Source organism: Bradyrhizobium sp. USDA 3311 (assembly GCF_054062495.1).
On sequence record NZ_JBSSFI010000001.1, the window covers coordinates 7930195 to 7950541 of the forward strand.

The window sequence follows — 20347 nt, forward strand, 5'->3', positions numbered from 1 at the left end:
CCTTGGACGGCGCTTCTCGTCAGGCCGATATTGCCCGCTCCGGCGGGGCATATGCAATGGCAAACGGCCCTGCCCGGTCAAATGGCCAGAACTCCCCTTCCGGTTGCGCCAGCCGGTCCGCCACGGCCCACAGCGCGGCGGGGTTAACGCCGAGCCCGATATGGCTCGCCAGGTGCACCTCGATGTTCTCCGCATGGTCCGAGGGGCGCAACAGACAGGTCCGCCAGTTCACGACGCCGTCGGCGCGGGAATAGATCGACGTCGCCGGCACCGGCAGATCGCCGGCGATCGCCTCGCGCAGTTCGGCAAAATCCTCGACCCGCTCGCCGGACAGCGCCTCATAGAGCCGCGTGGCGTTGGTCGCCCGCACGTCGTTTGCAAAAGGACTGCCGAGCGTAATGACGTAACGGACCATGTCGGGCGCCTGGAGCGCGAGATCGCGGGCATAGACGCCGCCGAGGCTCCATCCGACCAGGCTGACCTTGCGCCCCCTCGCGGCGTGGATCTCGGCGAGACGGGTGCGCAAGGCCTCCCGCATCCGCCCCAGCCCGCCGAGATTGCGGCCCATCCGCCAGGCATGTGCCTCATAGCCGAGCTCGCTCAGATAGCGCCGCATCGGCGCCATCGAAAGATCGCTGGCGAGAAAGCCCGGCAGCGTCAGCACCGGATGGCCGTCGCCCCTGGGCGCGCGCATCAGCAACGGCGACAACAGCAGGCTGGCGTTCAACTCGAACAGGCCGCGGGCTTCGGCGAGCAGCAAACCAAGGCCCGGCGGACGAAGCCGGTCAGACGTTTGCGGCCCGTCCCGCCCGGCCGACATTATTTCTTCTTATCGCTGCTGCGCGTTCCGCCGAGGCCGGCCATGGTGACGAACATGTCCTGAAACCGCTCGGCAAGCTTCGGATCGAAAGTGAACCAGCTCTGGATCAGCGATTCCGGCGAGACCTTGTCGATATTGCTCAGGACCTGCTGCTGCAGCTTGTCCATGACGGCAATCTGCATCGGCGAGACGTCCGGCAATCCGAAGAACTGACGGGCCTCGAGGGGGGTGCAGTCGATTTCGATGTTAACTTTCATGTCCCCTCCGGATGAGATTCGAGCACTCTGTTGGAGTATCGCCGCGACACGGTGTGCAACGCAAGCGACCTCAGACGCGCCGCGGGGCGCCGGCTCCCGCAATCGGCGGGTATGGTCAATCAAATTGCTCGGCCGCGACCGCAGCTCGGACGGCTGAGACGCCAACGGCCGACAGGGCCAATTTCCCTTTACCCCGGGACTTCACAGGTCGAAAGTCGAATGTCGTTCGCGCGCCAGCCTCCCCTAGATTGCCGGTCAGCATTGCTGCACAGCGGTGCAACTTGGCGCGTTCCTTGCTGGAATGGCGCTTGCACGGGTCGTGAACTCTGGGCAACATGGATCGATCAGCCCCGCCGAACAATCAAAAATCACGGCGCGGCAGAGTGGAGAGGGTCAAGAATGTCAGTCGGACGAACTCTGTTTGCGGCGACGCTCGCCGGTACGCTTGCGTTGGCGGTCTCGCCGGCGTCGAGCCAGACGCTACGTTATGCCAACCAGGGTGACCTGAAGTCGCTCGATCCCTATACGCTCAACGAGAGCACCACCCACGCTCATCTCGGTCACGTCTATCAAGGCCTCACCGCGCGCGACAAGGACCTCAAGATCATTCCGGCGCTGGCGGAAAGCTGGGAAACCCCGGAACCGACCCGCTGGCGCTTCCATCTGCGCAAGGGCGTGAAATTCCACAACGGCGACCCCTTCACCGCCGACGACGTGGTGTTCTCGGCCGATCGCGTGCGCAAGAAGGGGTCCAACATGCAGACCCGCCTTGCGCCCGACGTCAAGGTGGTCAAGGTCGACGACTACACCGTCGATTTCGTCCTGCCCTCGCCCAACCCCATCCTGCATAACGCGTGGGATGTCTGGTACATCATGGACAAGAAATGGGCCGAGGAGAACAACGTCGTCGACCCGACGCCGGTGGCAGCGACCACGCCGAGCTACGCCTCGCTCCACGAGAACGGCACCGGCCCCTTCATCATCGAGAGCCATCAGCCCGGCGTGAAGACGGTGTTCAAGGCCAATCCCAATTACTGGGGCAAGGTCGAAGGCAATTTGAAGGAGATCATCTTCACCCCGATCTCCTCCGACGCTACCCGCGTCGCCGCTCTGCTCTCCGGCGAAGTCGACGTCATCGAGCCGGTGCCGATCCAGGACATCTCCCGCGTCGATTCCAGCCCGAATGCCCAGGTGCTGAAGGGGCCGGAGCTGCGCACCATCTTCATCGGCTTCGACCAGATGCGGGATGAGCTGCTCTACTCCAACATCAAGGGCAAGAACCCGTTCAAGGACATCAAGGTCCGCGAGGCGTTCTACAAGGCGATCGACATCGAGCTGATCAAGACGCGCGTGATGCGCGGGCTGGCGACGCCATCGGCGCTGATGATCGCGCCGGAGCTGTTCATACTGTCCAAGGAGTTCACGCGGCCGAAATTCGATCCCGACGGCGCCAAGAAGCTCCTGACCGAGGCCGGCTATCCCGACGGCTTCGAGGTCACCATGGACTGCCCGAACGATCGTTATGTCAACGACGCCGCGATCTGCCAGGCCGTGGTCGGCATGCTTGCCCGCATCGGCGTCAAGATCAATCTGCTGGCGCAGCCGAAGGCACAGTACTTCGCCAAGGTGCTGAAGCAAGGCGGCTACCAGACCTCGTTCTACATGCTGGGCTGGACGCCGAGCACGATGGATTCTCACAACGTGCTCTTTGACATCATGGGCTGCCGCGACGATGCGAAATCCTCACGGGGCGAGGCCAATCTCGGCGGCTACTGCAACAAGGAGTTCGACGCCATCACCGACAAGGTGCTGGTCGAAACCGACACCGCCAAGCGCAACCAGCTGATCAAGCAGGCCTACGAAATCGGCAACAAGGACTGGTCCTACATCCCGCTGCACCAGCAGGCGCTGGCCTGGGGCGTATCGAAGAAGGTCAACCTGCCGCAGCGCGCCGACAATCTGGTCATGTTCCATTGGGCGACCAAGAAGGAATAGCGTCAGTTGAACACGAGGTCCCGGGAGCGTCAGGCTTCCGGGACCTTTCCTTTTCCGGCCGACAAAGTCGTCGGCTGTAAGCGCACCCAAGGACAGTGGAAGAAATGCTCGCTTTCACTCTACGCCGCGCCGTTCAGGCTATCGGCGTCATGTTTGCCGTCGGCATCATCGCGTTCTCGATGTTCCGATTCGCCGGCGATCCCGTCAACCAGATCGTCTCGATCGACACGTCGGCGGCCGAACGCGAAGCCGTGCGCAAGTCGCTCGGCCTCGATGATCCCGTGCCGGTGCAGTTCGTGCGCTATTTCGGCGATGCCGCGCAGTTCAAGTTCGGCGTGTCCTACCAGTTCCGCCAGCCGGTCTCGGCGCTATTGATGGAGCGCATGCCCGCGACGCTGGAACTTGCGATCTGCGCGACCGTGTTCGCAATGGTGTTCGGGATCCTGATGGGAGTCTATTCGGCGCTCAAGCGCGACACCGCGCTCGCCAAATTATTCCAGGCGGTCTCATTGATCGGCATCTCGCTGCCGACGTTCCTGATCGGCATCCTCCTGATCTATCTGTTCGCGGTGACGCTGGGCTGGCTGCCCTCGTTCGGCCGCGGCGAGGTGGTCAAGCTCGGCTGGTGGACGACGGGCCTGCTCACGCTGTCGGGCCTGAAGGCGCTGATCATGCCCTCGATCACGCTCGGCCTATTCCAGATGACCCTGATCATGCGGCTGGTGCGGGCGGAGATGCTGGAAGTGCTGCGAACCGACTATATCCGCTTCGCCCGCGCCCGGGGGCTCACCACCCGTGCCATCCATTTCGGCCACGCGCTGAAGAACACGCTCATTCCCGTGATCACGGTAGCCGGGCTCCAGTTTGGCTCGGTTATTGCATTTTCGATCATCACCGAAACCGTGTTCCAGTGGCCGGGCATGGGACTTCTGTTCGTTCAGGCCGTGCAAAACGTCGATATCCCGATTATGGCCGCCTACCTGCTGATGGTCTCGCTGATTTTCGTCACCATCAATCTGGTGGTCGATATCCTCTACACCGTGGTCGATCCGCGCCTGCGCTCGACCGTCGGCCGCGCGACATAGGGCAATCTGCATGTCAGACGCAGTCGTCTCCAATTCCGACAAGCAGAGCACGCAGCCGACCCACGCTGCCCGCGGCTGGCTCAGCCGCGCGCTCGATAGCGACGTCTTCTATTCCTTCCGCCGCTCCAAGCTCACCATGGTTGCGGCCGCCATCACGGTCTTGTTCTTCCTGCTCGCGATCTTTGCCTCCTGGCTTGCGGTCCAGAACCCGTTCGATCCGGCGCAACTTCAGCTGATGAACTCGCGGATCTCACCGCTGTGGACCGCCGACGGCCAGAGCCCGTTCCTGCTCGGCACCGACGAGCAGGGTCGCGACGTGTTCTCCGCCATCCTCTACGGCATGCGCATCTCGCTCGCCGTCGGCGTGGCCGGCGTGATCTTCGCCGGTGCGCTCGGCATCGCGCTCGGCCTGATGGCCGGCTATTTCGGCGGCGCGGTCGACGGCGTGATCATGCGGATCGCCGACGTCCAGCTCACCTTCCCCGCCATCCTGATCGCGCTGCTGGTCAATGGCATCGCGAAATCGATCCTCGGCAACCGGCTGGATGCCACCAGCATGCTGGTGGTGCTGGTGATCTCGATCGGTCTGAGTTTCTGGGTCGGGTATGCCCGGACCGTGCGCGGTTCCGTGATGGTCGAGAAGAACAAGGACTACGTGGCCGCCGCGCAGCTGATCGGCCTGCCCGCGCCCGTGATCATGCTGCGGCATGTGCTGCCGAACACGATGGGCCCGATCCTGGTCATCGCCACCATCAACCTCGCGCTCGCCATCATCACCGAGGCGACGCTGTCCTTCCTCGGCGTCGGCCTGCCCGACACCATGCCCTCGCTCGGCACGCTGATCCGCATCGGCAACAACTATCTGTTCGCGGGCGAATGGTGGATCGTCGCCTTCCCCGGGCTCGCGCTCGCCGCACTGATCCTCTCCATCAACCTGCTCGGCGATTGGCTGCGCGACGCGCTCAACCCGAAACTTCGATGAGTGTGCGTCGCCCATGACCGAACCTGTTCTCTCCGTGCGCAATCTCCAGGTGGAGTTCGCCTCCCGCCGCGGCACGCTGCGCGCCATCGACGACGTCTCCTTCGACATCGCCAAGGGCGAGGTGCTGGGGGTAGTCGGCGAATCCGGCGCCGGAAAATCCGTCACCGGCCTCGCGGTAATCGGCCTGATCGATCCTCCCGGCCGCATCGCCGGCGGCGAGATTCATCTCGCCGGCCTGCGCATCGACAATCTGCCGCCGGAAGAGATGCGCCGCATCCGCGGCAAACGCATCGGCATGATCTTCCAGGATCCCCTCACCTCGCTCAATCCGCTGTACCGGGTCGGCGACCAGATCGTGGAAACCATCCGGACCCACCTCAATCTGTCCGAACAGGCGGCCCGCCGCCGCGCCATCGACCTGCTCGCCGAAGTCGGCATCCCCGCGCCGGAAAAGCGCATCGACGGCTATCCGCACGAGTTCTCCGGCGGCATGCGCCAGCGCGTCGTGATTGCGCTCGCGATCTGCGCCGAGCCTGAGCTGATCATCGCGGACGAGCCGACCACAGCGCTCGACGTCTCCGTCCAGGCGCAGATCATCTCACTGATCAAGCGGCTCGGGCGCGACCACGGCACCGCGGTGATGCTGGTGACCCACGACATGGGCGTGATCGCGGAGACCTCGGACCGCGTCGCGGTGATGTACGCCGGCCGCGTCGCCGAGATCGGTCCAGTGCAGGACGTCGTGAGGAACCCGCTGCATCCTTACGCAAAAGGATTGATGGGCGCGATCCCGACGCTCGCGGGCGAGGACAAGCGCCTGGTGCAGATCCCCGGCTCCATGCCGCGCCTGTCGGCGATTCCGCGCGGATGCTCGTTCAATCCGCGCTGCGCGTTCGCATTCGACCGCTGTCGTGTCGATCGGCCCGAGCCACTGCCGCAAGGCGCCCAATCGGTCGCCTGCCATCTCTATGACAATGTGCCGGCGGAGAGCGCGGCATGAGCGCCCCTTTCGTCCAGGCCACAAATCTGCGCCGCGTCTTCGATGTCTCGAAGCCCTGGCTCAACCGCGTGCTGGAAGGCGGGCATCTCGAATATCTCAAGGCTGTCGATAACGTCACCTTCGACATCAGGAAGGGCGAGACCTTTGCGCTGGTCGGCGAGTCCGGCTCCGGCAAGACCACGGTGGCGCGGATGGTGGTCGGCCTGTTGCCGCCGAGCTCCGGCGACGTCCAGATCGACGGCGTCTCGATGGGGGATCCGCGGCAGGCGCCGGCGCGGCGAAAGCTGCGCCGCCGCATCCAGATGATCTTCCAGGATCCCTATGCGAGCCTGAATCCGCGCTTCCGGGTCGATGCCATCATCTCCGAGCCGATCCGCGCCTTCGACCTGATCCAGGGCGAGCGCGACATCCAGGCGCGCGTCGGCGAGCTGCTCAGCCTCGTCGGCCTGCATCCCGACGACCGGCTGAAGTTTCCGCACGAGTTCTCCGGCGGCCAGCGCCAGCGTATCGCGATCGCGCGGGCGCTCGCGTCCGATGCCGAGTTCATCGTCTGCGACGAGCCGACCTCGGCGCTCGACGTCTCGGTGCAGGCGCAGATCCTGAACCTGATGCGCGACCTCCAGGACAAGTTCGGCCTGACCTACATGTTCATCAGCCACAACCTCGCCGTGGTCCGTCACATGGCGAGCCGCGTCGGCGTGATGTATCTCGGCCGCATCGTCGAGATCGCGGAAGGCCGCGAGCTGTTTGCCCGGCCGCGCATGCCCTACACCAAGATGCTGCTGGGCGCCGTGCCCGATCTTGCCATGAGCGGCCGCCAGCGCATTCCGGTCAAGGGCGAGATTCCGAACCCGATCAATCCGCCGCCCGGCTGCGCCTTCAATCCGCGCTGTCCGCTGGCGTTCGATCTCTGCCGCAAGGAAGCCCCGGAACTGATCGGCGGCGTCGCCTGCCATGCGGTTAACACCGCGCCGGTCCCGGCGTGACGCGCGCGTGCCATGCGGCCTGCGCATTGGCGGCACGGCATCGCCTGTGATCAATTGCGCGCGCCACAACTAAGGTAACGAAATCCCATGGCCAGCAACGTCAATCCGGATCCCTTCACGACGCGCCCCGAGATCGAGGGCACGTTCGGGGTCGTCGCCACCACGCACTGGATCGCGACCGCCGTCGGCATGGCCATTCTGGAAAAGGGCGGCAACGCCTTCGATGCCGGCGTCGCCACCGCTTTCACGCTCCAGGTGGTCGAGCCGCATCTGAACGGCCCCGGCGGCGACGTGCCTGTCATCGTGCACGACGTGAAGCGCGGCCGCACCGAGGTGATCTGTGGCCAGGGCCCGGCGCCGGCGCGCGCCACCATCGCGCATTACAGGAGCGAAGGCCTCGACATGGTGCCGGGCACCGGCCTGCTCGCCGCCTGCGTGCCCGGGACCTTCGAATCCTGGATGATGCTCTTGCGAGACTACGGCACCATGCGCGTACGCGACGTGCTGGAGCCCGCGATCTCCTACGCGCGCGACGGCTATCCGCTGGTCGAGCGCGCCTGCGCCACGATCCAGACCGTCGAGCAGCTATTCCGCAAGCACTGGCCGACCTCGGCCGCGGTGTATCTTCCCAATGGCGAGGTGCCGAAACCCGGCACGCTCTTCACCAACAAGACGCTGGCCGCGACCTATGCCCGCATTCTCAGCGAGGCCGAGAGCGGCGACGGTGGCCGCGACGCCGAGATCGAGCGTGCGCGAAGGGCCTGGTCGCACGGCTTCGTCGCGGAAGCCATCGACAAATTCTGCCGCACGCAAGAGGTGATGGACGTCAGCGGTTCGCCGCATCGCGGCGTTCTCTCGGCCGACGACATGGCGCGCTGGCAGCCGACCATCGAGGCGCCGCTTACCTACGACTATGGCCGCTACACCGTCTGCAAGGCCGGCGTCTGGAGCCAGGGCCCGGTCACGCTGCAACAGCTCGCACTGCTCAAGGGCTTTGCGCTCGACGGACTCGACCCGACTGGGCCGGAATTCATCCATCTCCAGATCGAATGCGCCAAGCTCGCCTTCGCCGACCGCGAAAAGTTCTACGGCGATCCGAAGTTCAGCGAGATCCCGATCGCGACGCTGCTGTCGGATGCCTATAACGACGAACGCCGCAAGCTCGTCACCGACAAGGCCTCGCTCGACTTCCGCCCCGGTTCGGTCGAGGGCTTTGGCGGTGTCGTCAAGCTGCGGCGCGCCGAAGGCCAGCGCGAAGCGGTCGGCGCGCTCGGCGCCGGCGAGCCGACGGTCGGACGCTTCGGCGAGGTACGCGGCGACACCGTGCATTTCGACATCATCGACAAGGCCGGCAATATGGTCTCCTCGACGCCATCGGGCGGCTGGCTGCAATCTTCGCCGATCATTCCGGAGCTCGGCTTCTGCCTCGGCAGCCGCGCGCAGATGTTCTGGCTGGAGGAAGACCATCCCGCCGCGCTTGCGCCGGGCAAGCGGCCGCGCACCACGCTGTCGCCGACCATGGCGCTGCGCGACGGCGAGCCGTATCTCGCCTGGGGCTCGCCGGGCGGCGACCAGCAGGACCAATGGATCACGCAATTCTTCCTGCGCCACGTCCATTGCAATCTCAACCTTCAGGAATCGATCGACGCACCGGCCTGGCATTCCGAGCATTTCCCGATCTCGTTCTGGCCGCGCACCGCGCGCCCCGGCGTGCTCGTGGTCGAGAACCGCGTACCGAAGGCAGCGATCGAGAATCTGCGCGAGCGCGGACATATCGTCGAGATCGGGCCCGACTGGTCGGAAGGCCGCCTCACCGCGGCCTCGCGCGTCGGGGTGCGCCGCCGCGCCGCCGCCAATCCGCGCGGCATGCAAGGCTACGCAGCAGGACGCTGATGGACAGAATATGACCTGGTCGATCATCGCACGCGATCCTGCCACCGGCCAGTTCGGCATCGCGGTTGCGACCCGCTTCTTCGCCGTCGGCGCGCGCGTGCCCTATATCGCCGCCGGCCTCGGCGCGATCGCAACCCAGGCCTTCGTGAATCCCTATTACGGCATCGACGGCGTCAAGCTCTTGCGTGAAGGCTTGAACGCGCATGACGTACTCGCCAGCCTGCTCGCGACCGACGACGGGCGCGAAAGCCGCCAGATCCACATCATGGACGCGAGCGGCGAGATTGCTGCGCACACCGGGCGCGACTGCGTCGACTGGTGCGGCCACATCGCGGGCAGCGGCTTCTCCATCGCCGGCAACATGCTCGCGGGTGCCGACGTGCTCGACGAGACCGCCAAGACCTACATCGCCAATGACAGCCTGCCCTTCCCGCGCCGCCTGCTCGCGGCGATGCGCGCGGGCGAAGCCGCCGGCGGCGACAAACGCGGCAAGCAGTCTGCTGCGCTCCTGATCCACGGCGAGGAGGAATGGCCGGCGCTGGACATTCGCGCCGACGACCATTCCGATCCGCTCGGCGAGCTCGAGCGGCTCGAACGGGTCAGCCACGAGCTCTGGGTGCATTTCCGCAACTCCATGCCGACGCGGCAGAACCCGGCCGGCAACACCGATCGCAGCGTCATCGACGCGAGCATCGCCGCGGCCCGTGCAAGACAATCATGAGCACAAGCCCTCTCATCGAGATCAAGGATCTGCGCATCCGCTTCCACGGCGACGATGGCCGCGTCACCCATGCGGTGGACAGTGTAGATCTCAGCGTCGCCAATGGCGCGACGCTCGGCCTCGTCGGCGAATCCGGCTGCGGCAAGAGCGTGACGTCGCTCGCGATCATGGGATTGCTGCCGAAGCAAAGCACGGAGATATCGGGCGCGATCCGCTTCGACGGCTTCGATTTGCTGAAGACCCCGGACCAGACCTTGCGCGACCTCCGCGGCAACCGGCTCGCGATGATCTTCCAGGAGCCGATGACCTCGCTCAACCCGAGCTTCACCATCGGCGACCAGATCATCGAGACCATCCTGCGCCATCGCGGCGGCTCGCGGCGCAGCGCTCGGGAGCGCGCGATCGAGCTGTTGCGCCGCGTCCACATCCCCTCGCCCGAACGGCGCGTCGACGAATATCCGCACAAGCTTTCCGGCGGCATGCGCCAGCGCGTGATGATCGCGATGGCCCTGGCCTGCGACCCCCGCCTCCTGATCGCGGACGAGCCGACCACCGCGCTCGACGTCACCCTGCAGGCGCAGATACTTGAACTGATGCGCGAGTTGAAGGCGGCGAGCGGTGCGGCGATCATCCTGATCACGCACGACCTCGGCGTGGTCGCCGAGGTCTGCGACGAGGTCGCGGTGATGTATGCCGGCGAGATCGTCGAGCGCGCGCCGGTGGATGAATTGTTCGCCGCCCCGCAGCATCCCTACACCGTCGGCCTGCTCGGCTCGATCCCGCGGCTCGACCACCGTGCCGAGCAGCTCGCGACGATCGAAGGCATGGTCCCGAACATGGCGCAACCGCCCGCCGGATGCCGCTTCGCCGCACGGTGCCCCTTCGTTCTCGACGCCTGCACCAGGGCGCCGCCGCCGCTCGTGGAAATCGGCCCGGGTCACCTCTCGCGCTGCATCCGCGCACCGCTCGAACTTCTGGTGTCGTGATGGCGCTCCTCGAGGTCGAAGGTCTGGTCAAGCATTTCGTCGCCGAGCGCTCGCTGTTCGGCCGGGCGCTCGCGCATGTCAAGGCGGTCGATGGCGTCAGCTTCTCGCTCGAGGCCGGCAAGACGCTGGCCCTGGTCGGCGAATCCGGTTGCGGCAAATCCACCGTCAGCCGTCTGGTGCTGCGGCTGATCGAGCCTGATGCGGGCACTGTGCGCTTCGACGGCCGCGACCTGCTCTCGCTCGACGCCGGAGCGCTCCGCGCCTTCCGCCGCGAAGCGCAGATCATCTTCCAGGATCCCTACGCCTCACTCAATCCGCGCATGACGGTCGGCCAGATCCTGACGGAGCCGCTGGCGCTGCACGATCTCGTCCCACCCGCACGGCGGCGCGAACGGGTCGCGGAAATCCTGCGGCTGGTCGGGCTGGAGCCGCGGCTCGAGCGACGCTATCCGCACGAATTCTCCGGCGGCCAGCGCCAGCGCATCGCCATTGCCCGTGCGCTCGCGGTCGAGCCAAAATTGATCATCTGCGACGAGCCGGTCTCGGCGCTCGACGTCTCGATCCGCTCGCAGATCCTGAACCTCCTGCGCGAGCTCCAGGACCGGCTCGGCCTTGCCTACATTTTCGTCTCGCATGACCTCGCCGTGGTCAAGCACATCGCCGACCACGTCGCGGTGATGAATCTCGGACAGATCGTCGAAACCGCGGAGGCGGACGCGCTGTTTGCCGCGCCCCGGCACCCCTATAGCCGCGCCCTGCTGTCCGCGATTCCCGTGCCCAAACCGCAGGCAAAAAGCAGCCGGATTGTGCTCCAGGGGGAGATCCCCAGCGCGCTCAATCCGCCGCCGGGATGCCGCTTCCACACCCGCTGTCCCTATGTCGTGGACCGCTGCCGCAGCGAAATGCCTCAGCTTGTCTCGGATGGCATCGGACATGCAACAGCTTGCCACCGAACGTCGGAACTGCCGTCCTCCGCGGCCATCGTCCCCATGGATGGCGGCTTCTCGCCGGTTCTCGAAAAATTGGTTGCCGCCTTCAGCGGCGGTCCGGAAGCAGCACGCGGCGGCGGGGTTAGTTCATTGGGGACGGACCCCGCATAGCCGTGAAACAGAGGTCGAGAGCGATGAGCTTTATGCGTTTGACAATCCTGGCGTCGGCCTTGCTGACGTCGCTCGTGGGCACGGCCCAGGCTCAGACCACGCTTCGCATCGGGATCGCCGAAGACCCCGACATCCTCGATCCCAGCATCGGCCGCACCTATGTCGGCCGCATCGTATTCTCCGCGTTCTGCGACAAGCTGTTCGACATCGACGAGAAGCTCAACATCGTGCCGCAGCTCGCGCTGTCTCACGAGACGTCGGCCGACGGCAAGGAGATGACGATCAAGCTCCGGCCAGGCGTCAAATTCCACGATGGCGAGCCGCTGGACGCCGAAGCCGCAAAATTCTCGATCGAACGTCACATGACGCTGCCGGCCTCGTTCCGGAAGTCCGAGCTCGCCAGCGTCGACCATGTCGAGGTCGTCGATCCCCTGACCATCAAGCTGGTGCTCAAGACGCCGTACTCGCCCCTGATCGCCCAGCTCACCGACCGCTCCGGCATGATGGTCTCGCCCAAGGCGGCGAAGGAGGCCGGTGACAAGTTCGGCCTGCATCCGGTCTGCGCAGGTCCCTACAAGTTCGTCGAGCGCGTGCAGCAGGATCGCATGGTGTTCGAGAAGTTCGCCGACTACTGGAACAAGGACAACATCCATATCGACCGCGTCGTGTTCCTGCCGATCGTCGATGCCACGGTGCGCCTTGCCAACCTCAAGTCCGGCGGACTCGATCTGATCGAGCGCGTGCTCGCCACCGACATCAAAGACGTCCGCGCCGATCCCAAGCTGGTGCTGTCGACGGCGCCCGAGCTCGGCTATCAGGGCCTGACCATCAACATCGGCAACGACAAGACCAAGGGGCCACTCAGCCAATCCGCGAAGGTGCGTCAGGCACTCAGCCTGTCGATCGATCGCGAGGCCATCAACCAGGTCGTATTCAACGGCGAGTTCACGCCGGGCAATCAATGGGTCAGCCCGACGCATCCATACTATCAGAAGGCTTTCCCCATTCCGGGTCGCGACATCGCCAAGGCCAAGGCGCTGTTGAAGGAAGCCGGTGTCAGCCTGCCCGTCACCGTCGACTACATGGTGCCAAAGGGCACCGAGTACGAGGCCGTCGCCCAGGTCGTGCAGTCCATGGCCGCCGAGGCAGGCTTCGACATCAAGGTCCGCGTCGTCGAATTCGCGACCACCTTCAAGCAGGCGCAGGCCGGCGAGTTCCAGGTGTTCCAGATCAACTGGAGCGGACGCATCGACCCGGACGGCAATTCCTACATCTTCATGCGCAGCAAGGCGCCGCAGAACGACGGCGTGTACTCGAACCCCGAGGCCGACAAGCTGATGGAAGAGGGACGGGCCACATCGAATGTCGAGGAGCGCAAGGCGATCTACGCCAAGCTGACCAAGATCCTGCTCGACGACCTGCCGATCATCTACATCTATCACCGTACTCTCCTGATCGCGCATACGAAGAAGCTCGAGGGCTACCGGCAGATGCCCGATGGCCTCGTGCGCGTGGTCGGGTTGAAGTTCAAGTGATCGCGGCATTAACCGGGAAACGCGTGGGGCCATGCTGAACTTCCTCGCCCACCGCATCGCGCAGATCGTGCCGACACTGTTCTTCGTGTCGGTGCTGATCTTTTCGCTCCAGCAATTGCTGCCCGGCGATCCGGCGCTGGTGATGGCCGGCGAGGAACGCGATCCCGCCGCGATCGAGCAGATCCGGCAGCAGTACAAGCTCGATCAGCCGATCCCCGTGCAATATGCCTACTGGCTCAAGGGAGTCCTCACCGGCAATTTCGGCGAGTCCTTGCGCAACAAGATGCCGGTGCGCGAGCTGATCGCGCAGAAGCTGCCGGTGACGCTCCAGCTCGGCTCGATGGCGATCCTGATCGCGTTCTTGATCGGCATTCCCGCCGGCATCATCTCCGCAGTGAAGAAGGGCACGGCCTGGGACTATGGCGCGAATTTGTTTGCGCTGTGGGGCATCTCGACGCCGAATTTCTGGCTCGGGATCCTGCTGATCTTCCTGTTCTCGATCAAGCTCGGCTGGCTGCCGGCCTCGGGCTACGTGCCGCTGACCGAGGACTGGCGTGCGAGCCTGGCCGCCACCATCATGCCCGCCTTCGTGCTCGGCAACGCGATTTCCGCGATCCTGATGCGGCACACCCGCAGCGCCATGCTCCAGGTGCTGGAAAGCGACTATGTCCGCACGGCGCGCGCGAAGGGATTGTCGGAGCGCTCCGTCATCCTCAAGCACGCGATGCGCAATGCGCTGACGCCGATCATCACGCTCGGCGCGCTCGAGCTTGGCACGCTGTTGTCGGGCGCCGTGCTGACGGAGCAGATCTTCTCCATTCCCGGCTTCGGCAAGCTGATCGTGGACGCCGTCTTCAACCGCGACTACGCGGTCGTGCAGGGCGTGGTGCTGGTGACGGCCACGGTCTACATCACCCTCAACCTCGTTGCCGACGTCGCCTATATTCTCGTCAATCCGCGGCTGCGGGGCTAGCGCCATGACCGATGCCGCATTGCCCGCCGCCCCCTCCGCCGCGCACGCGTCCGAACTAGACAGCCCGGCGCGCCGCGCACGGCGGCGGTTGTTCAAGCGCAAGGCCGCCGTATTCGGACTCGTCGTGATCACGGCGTTCATCCTGCTTGCGGCGCTTGCTCCTCTCATCGTCCCCTACGATCCCATCGCGACGAGCTGGAGCCTGGTACGCAAGCCGCCGACCGCGGCGCACTGGTTCGGCACCGACGAGCTCGGCCGCGACATCCTCAGCCGCGTCGTCTACGGCGCGCGCGCCTCCCTGCTCGCGGGCCTGATCTCGGTCGCGATCGCGCTCGGCGTCGGCGTGCCGCTCGGCCTGCTTGCCGGCTATCGCGGCGGATTTGTCGATGCGCTGATCAGCCGGATCACGGACGCGATGCTGGCCTGCCCGTTCCTGATCCTGGCGATCGCGCTGGCCGCGTTTCTCGGTCCGAGCCTCGGCAATGCGATGATCGCGATCGGCATCTCGGCGACCCCGATCTTCATCCGCCTGACCCGCGGCCAGGTGCTGAGCGTCAAGGCCGAGGATTATGTCGAGGCCGCGCGCGCCCTCGGCAACCCCGGCTGGCGGATCGCGTTCTCGCACATCCTGCCCAACATCCTGCCGGCGCTGCTGGTGCAGGCGACGCTGTCGATCGCCGCCGCCATCATCGCCGAGGCGGCGCTCTCGTTCCTTGGCCTTGGTCAGCAGCCGCCGGCACCGTCCTGGGGCAGCATGCTCAATGCGGCGCAGCGCTTCCTGACCCAGGCGCCTTGGATGGCGATCTGGCCGGGGCTTGCGATCTTCCTCGTGGTGCTGTCGCTGAACCTGCTCGGCGACGGCCTGCGCGACGCGCTCGATCCAAGGCAGCGATAAAGCTAGCTCAAGGCCCGCCCTCCACCTCTCCCCGACGGGGAGAGGTAAAGATCAACCGCCAGCGCTAGATCACTGCCTCGCGCATCACGCGGCGGCAATCCATCTCGTATTCGAGATCGACCACCGGCGGGCGGGCATAATGCCAGGTCAGGCCGGAGCGCAGCGCGCCACGGCGGACCAGCTCGTCGACCAGCGCGTGGTGGAAGTCATGCACGGAATAGGCCTGCACGCCGGTGGTGTCCTTCCAGCCGAAGCCGAAGGCCGCCATCCGGTTTTCCATCTGCGAGGTGGTGGTGAACCGTACCTTCTCGCGCAGCCCCTCCGGGCTGAGGTCGCGGTAGCGCACCGTGCGCTCGACGTAGCTTCCGCTGCCCTCGCGTGCTTCGGCACCGCCGGCGATCACGAAGCTCGGCGCCTTCGACCGCGTCGGGCGCGTGAAGGAGAACGCGTAGAACGATGGCTCGGTCGGCGGATCGATCTCGGGACAGACATTGCTGCGCGCCACCGGATTGGTGGTGCCGTCGAAGATGCCCCATTCGGACAGCGTCTTCACATAGTGCAGGTTGAACGCACGAAAGCCCTCCTCGCTGAAGGCGGCCGGTGAGCGCAACTCGCAGGCGCAGAACGCCGTCAGCGGACGTCCGGCTTCCTGGATGAATTTCGCCGCGAGCGCAAAGCCCTCGGCAAGCGGCACTAGGCGATCGAACCGGACGCGCTCGATCTCATAGCCGTCATCCGCGGCCGCGCCGGCCGAATACTGGAACACGGATGGAATGAAACGATAATTGCCCGCAGAGAACTCACGCGTCATGACGAACTCCTATTCCAGTTGCATGCGAATGCCCTTGGCGCCGTTGAGCAAGCGCCTCAGGTGAAAACCGGCCAACGCATCGTCGGCGTGCATCCCGACCAGCGCGGCAAAGGCCGGCATGGCGGCTGCGTCGCCGGCCTCCATCTTGGCGAAGGCTTCGGAATACCGTGTTGTCGCCGCCGCCTCGAATTTCGCCGGCGCCAGTGGTTCGAACGCGCGCAGGGGTTCGCTGCGCCCGCGCAACATCAGGTCACCCACGGGACGGCCATGGAAATTTACGGCCCCCTCGGCGATGCTGGCACTGACGCAGATGCGTGTTCCCAGGTGCTTGTTCGCAGCCTCCAGCCGGGCCGCGATATTGATGGAGTCGCCATAGGCGGTGTAATCGAAGAAACGATTGCCGCCGAAATTGCCGACCAGCGCCGGGCCCGCATGGGCACCGATGCGGGTCGCCCCGAAATTGACGCCTCTCGCCTTCCAGCGCGCGGAGAAATCCTCCGCCCAGGCATCGAGATCATGCGCACAGGCGACCGCGCGCGTCGCATAGTCCGGCTGGTCGCCAGGCGCGTTGAACAGCACCTGAATCGCATCGCCGATGATTTTGGCGACCGTCCCCTCATGCGCGAAGACGATCTCGGTCATGCCGCCGACATACTCGTTGAGGAGCTCGCCGAGCGTCTGCGGGGCCGCGCTCTCGACCAGCGATGTGAATCCGGTGATGTCGGTGAAGAGGGTGGCGACATCGCGCCACTGCACCTCCATGCTGCCTTCGACATCCGCCGCCAGGCGCCTTGCGATCTCCGGCGAGAAGAAGCGCGACAGTGAGGCATGGGCGCGCTCGGCTTCCATCTGGCGCCGCCGCACCTCGCGCAGCATCTCCACGTGGCCGATGGTCTTCTGGATCGTGGCCTCCAGATCGGCGAAGTCGATCGGCTTGGTCAGAAAGTCAAACGCGCCGCGGTTCATGGCGATGCGGATGTTGCTCATGTCGCCATAGGCGGAGACGATGATGGTCGACTTCTTGTCCTCTGCCTCCTGAATCTTCGCCAGCAGCGACAGCCCGTCCATCCGCGGCATGTTGATGTCGGAGACCACCATGTCGACATGCGGATTCTGCTCAAGTGCCTGCAGCGCCTCGAGGCCGTCGCGGGCGAACATGAGGGTGAGCAGTCCATCGCGAATCTGCCTGCGAAACTTTTGCAGGATCAGCGCCTCGAGGTCCGGCTCGTCGTCGACGAAGAGGATGGTCGCGGTCATGCGGCTTGCTCGAGCCTCGTGTCGATCTCCTGGCGCAGCAGCGCAAAGTCGATCGGCTTGGTCAGGAGCGCGTCGGCGCCTCGCTCGATCGCCTTTCTGCGCGTCTCGGCGTCGCCATAGGCGGTGATCATGATGACGGGAACGTGCGGATAGTCGGCGCGCACCTTCGGCAGCATGTCGAGCCCGCTCATGCCGGGCATGTTGACGTCCGACAGAATCAGGATCAGCGAAGGATCGCGAACTTCGGCGGCACGCCTCAGCGCATCGGCCGCAGAGGGAGCAAATTCCATCTGGAAGCGGCCGGCGCGCAGGTCGCGCCGGAAGTGCTGCCTGAACAGCGGCTCGACGTCGGGCTCGTCATCGACGACCAGGATATAAACGTTCAAGTCTTGCCTCCGGCAGTGTCGCCCGCTGCCATCGTGCGCGGCAGCGTGATGATGAATTCGGTGAATATACCGGGCTCGGTCTTCACGTCGATCGTGCCGCCGTGCTGCTTCACGACGATGTCATGGCTCATGGACAGGCCGAGCCCGGTGCCCTCACCGGCCGGCTTGGTCGTGAAGAACGGATTGAACAATTTTTCCTTCACCTCGGGCGGAATCCCGGTGCCATTGTCGCGGATCCGGATCTCGACCGTGTCGCCGAGGCTCCTGGTTGCGGCACTCAGGATCGGCTCAAAACTGTCCGCTACGCTCTCCTTGCGCTTGGCCGCGGCATAGAAGCCGTTCGAGATCAGGTTGAGGAAGACGCGCGTGATCTCCTGCGGATAGATGTCGACCAGGCCGGCGGCGGGGTCGAACGCGCGCTGGAGCGTGACGTTGAAGGCGGGCCTTTCGGCGCGCGCGCCGTGATAGGCGAGATTGAGGCTCTCCTCCATGACCGCATTGATATCGACGGGGCGATGTTCGCCGGAACCCTGGCGCGAGTGCACCAGCATGTTCCTGACGATGGAATCGGCGCGCTTGCCGTGCTGCACCACCTTCTCGAGATTGCCCCTGAGCATGGCGGTCAGCTCGTCAACTTCCGCCTTGGTCTTGCCGTCGAGCTTTGCCGCTTCGAGCACCTCGTTGAGCTCGTCGATCAGCTCGGTCGAAACCGACGAGAAATTGTTGACGAAGTTGAGCGGGTTCTTGATCTCGTGGGCGATGCCGGCGGTGAGCTGGCCGAGGGAGGCGAGCTTCTCGGTCTGGATCAGTCGGTCCTGCGCGGCGCGCAGATCATCGAGCGATCGCGACAGCTCTCTGGTGCGTTCCTGGACCTCCTCGAACAATCGGACATTCTCGATCGCGATGAGGGCCTGATCTGCAAATGTGGTGGCGAGTTCGATTTGCTTGTCGCTGAACGGCCGCACCATATGCCGCGTCAAGACAAACACGCCGATTGGCGTCCCCTCTCGCAGCAGAGGCACACCGAGCATCGTACGCACGTTTGAACGCCTTCGAGCGGACGAAGGCGCATATTCCGGGTCGGCCTGCACATCCGGGACATGAACCGTTTTGGCGTCGAGCAGCGTACGCCCGACCACACTTCCCCGCTCGGGTACGGAAGCGAATGTCCGAAGCTTGTTTTCCTGCTCCGCGTCAAGCCCGCAGCTTGCCGCCAAATAGAAGACGCCGTCGCTAGGCCGAAAGATCGTGCCTTCGTCCGCGTCACACAAGCGCGCCGCCGAGCCCACAAGGGTGTTCAACACGGTTTGCAGGTCGAACGCCGAACGGCTGATGACTTTCAGCACATCGGCGGTCGCCGTCTGCTGCTGCAACGACTCGCTCAATTCCGCGGTCCGCTGCTCGACCTTGTTTTCAAGGTCGGCATAGGATTCCTGCAAGCGCGCGCCCATCTCGTTGAACTGGTCGGCGAGCCCTTCGAGTTCGTCGCCGGTCCGGATCGCGATGCGCTGGGAGAAGTCGCCACCCCCGATCCGCTCGGCGCCGCTGCGCAGCGCCTGGATCGGTCCCACCATGCGGCGCGCGAGGAATATCCCCGCAAGCACCGCGAAGATCGACGCCGCGAGCAGCACGATCGCAAGCCGCTGCAACGAGGCATAGAGCGCGGCATAGGCCTCCTCGACCGGCAGCTCCACGAACATGGTCCAGTGCAGCGGCTCGATCGGGGCCGATGCGGTCAGCACCTTCCGCCCCTGGATGTTGCGCGCTTCAGGAAGCGGATCGGACATGGTGCCGCCTCCGGCCTGCGCGGCGCGCACCTGCGCGAGCCCGGACATATCGGTGTTGCGCAGGACCAGGCTGATATCGGGATGCGCGATCAGGCGCCCCTCCGGCCCGACCACGTAGGCGTTTCCGTGCTCGCCGACCTTGATCTGGGAGACGACGTCCCAGATCAGCTTCAGATTGACCTCGGCGATGCTGACGCCGGCATCCTTGCGCGCGCCGGCCAGCGCCAGCGTCATGTAGGGCTCGGAGTCCCTGCGGAAATAGACCGGCCCGTAATAGACCTTGTGCGCGACCGCCTCGGTGAACTTTGGATCCCCCGACAGGTCGATCCCACTGTCGATCGCGTCCATCGCCAACCGCGAGACCCGCAACCGCTCCTTGCCGCTCGAATCCACCTGGGCGAGCTCGGTGATCCCTGGCACCTGACGCAGCAGCCGCAGCGCGTCGAACCGGCGCTGCTCGATCGAGCCCGCCGACCACGGCAGCTGCGTGGTCCAGCCGAGCTGGCTCTCGATCTCCTTGACGAACTGGCCGATCTTGGCGGCCGCCGCCTCGGCCTGCTCATGCTGGACCCGGATCAGCGAGGCCTTGTGCTCACGATAATAGAAGAAGACTTCGAACAGCCCGTTGGCGAGCAGCGCAACGGCGACGACGGCCACGAACAGCGCGACGTATTTGGTGAACAGCCGGGTCCTGATCCCCCGCCCCACCGCCTCGCCGGCCACGGCCCCATCCGGGGCCGCGCTCGGCAACGTCCTGGCTTGCGGGGCGTCGGGATGCAGGGAGAGGCTCATCCGGCGGAATCTAGCAAGAAGACGCGACGTTGTCTCTCGCGAGCGCGGCAAAGGGCCCGCCCGACGGCCGCGGTGGCCGCCGCATC

18 protein-coding genes are annotated in these 20347 nt (G+C 65.2%); 12 read left to right on the top strand and 6 right to left on the bottom strand.

All coding sequences use genetic code 11. From position 1 onward, the window contains the following. Nucleotides 1–19: 19 nt before the first annotated feature. On the bottom strand, nucleotides 20–820 hold the full coding sequence (locus ACVWW6_RS37840; RefSeq protein ID WP_304551533.1) for an esterase/lipase family protein: 801 nt from the start codon (nucleotides 818–820) through the stop codon (nucleotides 20–22). After that, nucleotides 820–1077: a DUF6489 family protein gene (locus ACVWW6_RS37845; RefSeq protein WP_011085662.1), complete on the bottom strand. Its 258-nt coding sequence runs from the start codon at nucleotides 1075–1077 to the stop codon at nucleotides 820–822. The genes ACVWW6_RS37840 and ACVWW6_RS37845 overlap by 1 nt, the downstream gene beginning before the upstream one ends. A gap of 399 nt (nucleotides 1078–1476) precedes the next feature. Here ACVWW6_RS37845 and ACVWW6_RS37850 point away from each other — a divergent pair, with 399 nt between their 5' ends. The 12 genes from ACVWW6_RS37850 to ACVWW6_RS37905 all read left to right on the top strand — a co-directional run bounded on the left by ACVWW6_RS37850 (nucleotide 1477) and on the right by ACVWW6_RS37905 (nucleotide 15228). Continuing rightward, complete coding sequence (locus ACVWW6_RS37850; RefSeq protein ID WP_011085661.1) at nucleotides 1477–3072, top strand: ABC transporter substrate-binding protein; 1596 nt, start codon at nucleotides 1477–1479, stop codon at nucleotides 3070–3072. Between the two features lie 104 nt (nucleotides 3073–3176). After that, complete coding sequence (locus ACVWW6_RS37855; RefSeq protein WP_038965796.1) at nucleotides 3177–4157, top strand: ABC transporter permease; 981 nt, start codon at nucleotides 3177–3179, stop codon at nucleotides 4155–4157. Nucleotides 4158–4167: 10 nt separating this feature from the next. Continuing rightward, nucleotides 4168–5139, top strand: coding sequence for an ABC transporter permease (locus ACVWW6_RS37860; protein ID WP_028172430.1), 972 nt, complete (start codon nucleotides 4168–4170; stop codon nucleotides 5137–5139). Nucleotides 5140–5152: 13 nt separating this feature from the next. Continuing rightward, entirely contained in the window at nucleotides 5153–6139 is a 987-nt protein-coding gene (locus ACVWW6_RS37865; protein WP_011085658.1) for an ABC transporter ATP-binding protein, read from the top strand. Further along, nucleotides 6136–7125, top strand: a complete 990-nt coding sequence (locus ACVWW6_RS37870; RefSeq protein ID WP_028172431.1) for an ABC transporter ATP-binding protein — start codon at nucleotides 6136–6138, stop codon at nucleotides 7123–7125. Before ACVWW6_RS37865 ends, ACVWW6_RS37870 begins: the two co-directional genes overlap by 4 nt. 87 nt (nucleotides 7126–7212) lie before the next feature. Next, nucleotides 7213–9018, top strand: a complete 1806-nt coding sequence (locus tag ACVWW6_RS37875; RefSeq protein WP_011085656.1) for a gamma-glutamyltransferase family protein — start codon at nucleotides 7213–7215, stop codon at nucleotides 9016–9018. A 10-nt stretch (nucleotides 9019–9028) separates the two neighbouring features. Beyond that, nucleotides 9029–9739 carry a DUF1028 domain-containing protein gene (locus tag ACVWW6_RS37880; RefSeq protein WP_011085655.1) on the top strand — a complete coding sequence of 237 codons (711 nt, stop codon included), beginning with the start codon at nucleotides 9029–9031 and terminating at the stop codon, nucleotides 9737–9739. Next, nucleotides 9736–10725, top strand: coding sequence for an ABC transporter ATP-binding protein (locus tag ACVWW6_RS37885; RefSeq protein WP_011085654.1), 990 nt, complete (start codon nucleotides 9736–9738; stop codon nucleotides 10723–10725). The genes ACVWW6_RS37880 and ACVWW6_RS37885 overlap by 4 nt, the downstream gene beginning before the upstream one ends. Next, nucleotides 10725–11825 carry an ABC transporter ATP-binding protein gene (locus ACVWW6_RS37890; RefSeq protein WP_404523328.1) on the top strand — a complete coding sequence of 367 codons (1101 nt, stop codon included), beginning with the start codon at nucleotides 10725–10727 and terminating at the stop codon, nucleotides 11823–11825. The genes ACVWW6_RS37885 and ACVWW6_RS37890 overlap by 1 nt, the downstream gene beginning before the upstream one ends. 23 nt (nucleotides 11826–11848) lie before the next feature. Further along, nucleotides 11849–13360 (top strand): ABC transporter substrate-binding protein, encoded by a 1512-nt coding sequence (locus ACVWW6_RS37895; RefSeq protein ID WP_038965798.1) that lies wholly within the window; start codon nucleotides 11849–11851, stop codon nucleotides 13358–13360. Between the two features lie 31 nt (nucleotides 13361–13391). Beyond that, nucleotides 13392–14333 (top strand): ABC transporter permease, encoded by a 942-nt coding sequence (locus tag ACVWW6_RS37900; RefSeq protein WP_028172433.1) that lies wholly within the window; start codon nucleotides 13392–13394, stop codon nucleotides 14331–14333. Between the two features lie 4 nt (nucleotides 14334–14337). After that, nucleotides 14338–15228: an ABC transporter permease gene (locus ACVWW6_RS37905; RefSeq protein ID WP_028172434.1), complete on the top strand. Its 891-nt coding sequence runs from the start codon at nucleotides 14338–14340 to the stop codon at nucleotides 15226–15228. Between the two features lie 64 nt (nucleotides 15229–15292). On the opposite strand, the gene cnbZ is transcribed toward ACVWW6_RS37905, so the two are convergent. From cnbZ to ACVWW6_RS37925, 4 genes are read right to left on the bottom strand one after another with little or no spacing between them, the layout of a single operon-like run. Further along, nucleotides 15293–16039, bottom strand: a complete 747-nt coding sequence (cnbZ, locus tag ACVWW6_RS37910; RefSeq protein ID WP_456682549.1) for a 2-amino-5-chloromuconate deaminase CnbZ — start codon at nucleotides 16037–16039, stop codon at nucleotides 15293–15295. A gap of 9 nt (nucleotides 16040–16048) precedes the next feature. Beyond that, on the bottom strand, nucleotides 16049–17296 hold the full coding sequence (locus tag ACVWW6_RS37915; RefSeq protein WP_456682550.1) for an adenylate/guanylate cyclase domain-containing protein: 1248 nt from the start codon (nucleotides 17294–17296) through the stop codon (nucleotides 16049–16051). Further along, the gene (locus ACVWW6_RS37920; protein WP_456682551.1) at nucleotides 17293–17682 is read right to left on the bottom strand and encodes a response regulator; all 390 of its coding nucleotides are present in this window, start codon (nucleotides 17680–17682) and stop codon (nucleotides 17293–17295) included. The genes ACVWW6_RS37915 and ACVWW6_RS37920 overlap by 4 nt, the downstream gene beginning before the upstream one ends. Then, nucleotides 17679–20261: an ATP-binding protein gene (locus ACVWW6_RS37925; protein WP_456682552.1), complete on the bottom strand. Its 2583-nt coding sequence runs from the start codon at nucleotides 20259–20261 to the stop codon at nucleotides 17679–17681. The genes ACVWW6_RS37920 and ACVWW6_RS37925 overlap by 4 nt, the downstream gene beginning before the upstream one ends. Nucleotides 20262–20347 lie beyond the last annotated feature (86 nt).